Annotated in this window: 2 protein-coding genes; both read right to left on the bottom strand. The window is 56.7% G+C overall.

The genetic code is table 11. The features are described 5' to 3' along the window. Positions 1-472: 472 nt before the first annotated feature. A complete protein-coding gene (locus ABX962_RS29270) occupies positions 473-1,885 on the bottom strand; it encodes a DUF1501 domain-containing protein (protein ID WP_372724814.1) in 1,413 nt (470 codons plus the stop codon). Positions 1,886-2,093: 208 nt separating this feature from the next. After that, positions 2,094-5,234, bottom strand: coding sequence for a DUF1553 domain-containing protein (locus tag ABX962_RS29275; RefSeq protein WP_372724816.1), 3,141 nt, complete (start codon positions 5,232-5,234; stop codon positions 2,094-2,096). Positions 5,235-5,328: the final 94 nt, after the last annotated feature.

A 5,328-nucleotide genomic window follows, 5' to 3' on the forward strand; every position in this document is an offset into this window, starting at 1 on the left:
GTGTGCGCACCACGGCCCTCACCCAGACGAGGCCTGAAGGGCTCGTCCGCCCCCTCCCCAGCTTCGCTCGGGAGAGGTGGCTTGCGGTATGTCACCTCTCCCAAACAAAGTTTGGGAGAGGTCGAGCAGAGCCTTTAGCGACTGCTCGGGTGAGGGCCGTCCGCGCAATCCGCGTCGTACGCCGCATCAAGTGTGCGCACCACGGCCCTCACCCAGACGAGGCCTGAAGGGCTCGTCCGCCCCCTCCCCAGCTTCGCTCGGGAGAGGTGCCTTGCGGTATGTCACCTCTCCCAAACAAAGTTTGGGAGAGGTCGAGCAGAGCCTTTAGCGATTGCTCGGGTGAGGGCCGACCGCGCAATCCGAGTCGAACGCTGCATCCAAGTGTGCGCACCGCGGTCCTCACCCGGACGAGGCCTAAAGGACCCGTCCGACCTCTCCCCAGCTGCGCTCGGGCGAGGTGACTTGCGTCGGCTCACCCCACCACTTTCTTGTACACATGCCCTTCGTTCTCGTCGATGCGTTCCGGTCGGCCTTTGTTGACGTAAATCAATTTGCGATGGTCGATTCCCATTAAATACAAAATCGTGCTGTGCAGGTCATGTACATGCACTCGATCTTCGACCGCGTGCAAGCCGACTTCATCCGTTGCTCCGAAGGCTTGTCCTGCTTTCACGCCGCCTCCGGCCATCACCATCGTGAAACCGGTGGGGTTATGGTCGCGGCCGTTCCCCTGCTCGCTCATCGGCGTGCGTCCAAACTCGCCGCCCCAAACAACGAGGGTCTCATCGAGCAATCCGCGGCGTGCCAAGTCGGTCAACAAGCCGGCCACAGGCTTGTCCATCTCGCGACACATTTTGGTATGGTTCGATTCGATGTTGCTGTGTGCGTCCCATTTGCTGCCCGCGCCGTGGTACAGCTGGATAAACCGCACGCCGCGTTCGACCATCCGCCGCGCCAGTAAACAGTTGCGACCAAATTCGGACGTTTCTTTCTCGTCCATCCCATACAGCGATTTGGTTTCGGCCGTTTCTTGAGACAAATCGACCGCCTCAGGAGCGTGGCTTTGCATCTGAAAGCCCAGCTCGTAACTACGGATCCGGGCTTCCAGTTCGCTATTGTCACGCCGCGTCTGCATGTGCCGGCTGTTGATTGCGGTAAGGTAATCGAGTTCGATTCGCTGCTGTCGCGGATTGACGTGTTTCGGTACGTCCAAATTGGCGAATGGAGTTCCTTCGATCTGCATCTGGGTCCCCTGGTAAATCGCCGGCATAAAACCGGTGCCCCAGTTTCGCGGACCGTTCACCACGGTTCCCTTGTCTTGCATGACGACAAAAGCGGGTAGATTCTGGTTCTGTGTCCCCAGTCCATAGGTGACCCAGCTGCCCAGCGACGGGCGGCCAGCAAATTGAGTTCCCGTGTTCATCTGGCAGACGCCACCGGAATGGTTGATCCCGTTGGTCCAGCACGAGCGGATCACCGCCAAGTCATCCGCTCGCGTTGCCATATGCGGCAACCAATCTGATACCCACAGCCCGCTATCACCATGCTGTTTCCATTTCCGTTTGGACTCGAGCACCGGTGAATCGAACTCGCCCATTGCCGTGATCACGCGGCCAAACGAATCGGGCAGCGGTTTTCCGGCCAGCTTTTGGATCGCGGGCTTTGGATCAAACGTGTCAATGTGACTTGGGCCACCCTCCATGAACAAAAAGATCACACTCTTGGCCCGCGCCGGGTGATGCGTCAACTTGGACATCAGCGGCGATGGCGCGGCAGTGGATTCGGATGCCGAACCGACACCCTGCAGCATCCCCGCCAACGCGAGTGCTCCGAATCCCGTCCCGCTTTGCAGCAGCATTTCGCGTCGCGAAAAAGTCGATGTCATTGAACGTTTCCTTTTTAGTTTTTCATTGTCGTTGATCGCCCCGCGATCCTAGCGCCAGGGTTATCAAACGCCACGTGTCTCGGTAGGGCCGGCCGTGACGTTGGATGAATCTCTCTCGTATTCCTCGTAGTGGATCTTGCTAAAGATCCTGCCTCTCTCGTCATCTTTCAGCGCATAGGATCTTAAGCAAGATCCACTTAATCACTCGTTAATCGACATAAATAAACTCGTTCGAATTCAGCAACGCGTGCACCAACGCCACGCGAGCCCGGTCACTTGGCGGAGCGACGGTCGAATTTTTGATACTCGCCCAAGCGTGATGTTTGTTACCCGATGAATCGAAACCGATGCTGTCTTTGTTCTCGAACTGCCAATCAATCACATAGCTTGGCAAGCCTTCGACCGAATCCGCTTGCGCAATTTTTGTCAGATCACGAGCTTTGGCTTCAATGCGAATATTGTCGATCAATCCATCCCATTGATGTTGGCCAAATCGATCGCCAATCGTCAGGTCATTGTCAGGACGAATCTGTTGAGTGACCGTGTGTTTCGCATGTGCCACTTGTAACTTGGCATCCTTGTCCGACAGATCTCGCATATAGAACGTGATTCCCTTTTCCGAGGTGTCACTGAGCTTGACACTGGCGGCGACGTAATACGGTTTATTGAGTTCTGGACGCAAGTTCGACGCGACGACTTCGTAATGCAGCTTGTCGCCCGCGGCCGTCTTGCCCACCAATTGCAGGATCAAATTGCGAGGTTTGTAAGCACTTTTGGCGGACGTTACCCCCAGCGACCAGCCTGCGCGTTTGGGACTGCCATTCCAGTGTCCCACGATCGTGCGGACGTTGGCATCCTTGTAGAGCGATCGCAATAGCACGGTCGCTTCGACTGTAAAGTCGCCATCGGGAAGCTCTTTCGACGTCGCCAAACTCATGCGGATCGGACCGCCTGGTTTTAGATCCACCGCGGTGCCGGACGTCGTCGGCATCGATACCAAGGTTTCGATTTTTGGCCCCTGTTCATCCGGAGTGGCCGCGGCGTAGTGCTCAAGAAACTCCATCGCCATCTGGACTTCGTCGAGACTCGGTTGGCGACTCAGCAGCATTTGGTAGGCATTGGCGATCAGCATTTCTTCATCACCGCTATTGGCAAAACGTTTTGCGATCGCCGCTGCTCGGTCGTGCGACCAAGTGCCATTACTTAATAGCAACGCCTGAGGCGACGTCGTGGTACGGTGACGTTTGCCCACGCTGCGAATTCGATCTGGAGCGTCGAAAGCCGCCAGGAGTGGATCGAGCGAATTGCGGCGGACCGTTTTGTAGATTGCTCGTTTCTTCGATTTCAGTTCACCGCTGGCGGTCAGTACTGCATCGTTGATCTCCTCGCCCGATAATCGCCGCGGGTTCATCCGCCACAGCAATTGATTGTTGGGGTCGGCGACGGCGAGGGCTTCGTCCAGTGGCCGCTGCGACGTTTGCCGGTAGGTTGCCGACAACAGGATGCGGCGGTGCAGTTTCTTCAGACTCCATCCGTCTTCGATAAACCGCGAGGCAAGCCAGTCCAATAACAGCGGATGCGTCGGTGGGACGCCCAGTTGTCCAAAATCACTGGACGTTTCCACAAGTCCCACACCAAAGTGTTGTTGCCAAATACGATTGACGATCACGCGAGCGGTGAGTGGGTTCTCAGGACTGACGATCCAATCGGCCAGCGCCGTGCGGCGCCCCGTCGAGCGAAGCGATGCAGGCGGCGGCGTGATCTCGGCGTCCGATGCGTCCAGCAAGGTGATGAAGCCCGGAGCGATCGGCGTTTTGTCTTTGTTGTCCGTGATGTAAGTCACTGGTGCGACCGGGCCGACATCGCTGCTGACAAAGTCGATCGTGGGTAGTGGTGCCGGTTTGATCGAGTCAAACTCAGCGAGCTTTTTGTGTAGTTTTTGTCGTTCGGCTTCTTGTTCCTCGCTTAACCACTGAGACAACTTGTCGTACAGCAAGTCGAATTGCCGCTCGGCCAGCGATGCAATCTGGTGTTCGTAAGGCGTTCGTTCGTGCGGCCGTTTGTGGATCATCTCCTGGATTTCTGGGATGAATTTGTCTGCTTTCTCACGTGTCGCATGTTGGATCGCCACGGGATACTCGATTTCCCGCAGCCGTTCGCGAATCTCGGCCGTTGCTGCTTCCCATTTCGCGTACTGTTCTTGATAGATGCGGCGTGTTTCGGCGTCGGCGACCGGATGATCCTCGGCAGGCTGAAACGCGGCGAAGAAGGCCTTCATGCGAAAGAAGTCTTTTTGCAGCAGCGGATCAAATTTGTGATCGTGGCAGCGAGCACACTTCAGTCCTTGTGCCAAGAAAACATCACTCGTGGTTTCGGTGATGTCATGCAAAATTTCGTGCCACTGCGTCTCGACATCCCGTTGGTTGTGTTCATAGATCCAGTGTCTCATGTACATCGTCGCGACGTGGGCGTCACGGTTGCCCGGATCAATTTCGTCACCAGCCAATTGCTCGCGGACGAATCGGTCATACGGCTTGTCTTCGTTGAACGATCGAATCACATAGTTGCGGTAGTGATGGGCATCCGGCCGTGCATGATCGGCACGATAGCCGTCCGAATCGGCATAACGAACCAGGTCCAACCAAAACCGTGCTTGGTTCTCACCGTATGCCTCGCTTTGTAGCAACTGGTCAACCATCGCCTCGTAGTCGAAATCGGGCGAGCCGGCTGTGCGAATCGCCGCTGCGTCGGGCGGCAGTCCCGTGATCGCGAAATGGATGCGGCGAACCAACGTCTGCGGATCGGCCTCGAAGGACGGATCAAGGTTTTCGCTTTCGAGTCGCGCCAGAATAAAACGGTCCAGATCGCCACGGCACCATTCGTCACGCTGGGTCGCGGGCGGTTTGGAATCGGTGATCGGTTGGTAACACCACCACGCACGGTCTTCGTCAGTGATTTTGGGCAGCGGTTTCAGCACTACATCGGCTGGCCACGGAGCCCCCGCGGCAATCCAGTTCACCAGCCCGTCAATGAATTCGTTTTCGAGCGGTTCCTCCGGCGGCATCTCGAACGACTCGTACCGCAGTGCTTCGATTAGCAAGCTTTCGTCGGGTTTGCCGACCACGATGGCTGGCCCTGATTCGCCTCCTTTGAGCAAGTCGTCAAGCGACGTCAACCGCAGCCCGCCTTCTTGCTTGGTTTCCCCGTGACACGAGATACAGTGCCGCATCAGGGTCGGACGCACATGGATCTCGAACAAGTCGTGTTGTTCGCGAGAGATCTGTTGTTGGCCAACAGCGATTCCGCAAACAAGCAAGCCGGCAATAAGGGCAGTCGGAATACGATACACAGGTAGGGACCGTTAGAGGTGGGCATTGTCGTTGATCGCTCCGCGATCGAAACGTTTTCAGGCGTCACCGTATTTTGATCGCGGAGCGATCAAC

Origin of the sequence: Novipirellula sp. (assembly GCF_041583735.1) — a bacterium.
Taxonomy (GTDB): domain Bacteria; phylum Planctomycetota; class Planctomycetia; order Pirellulales; family Pirellulaceae; genus Novipirellula.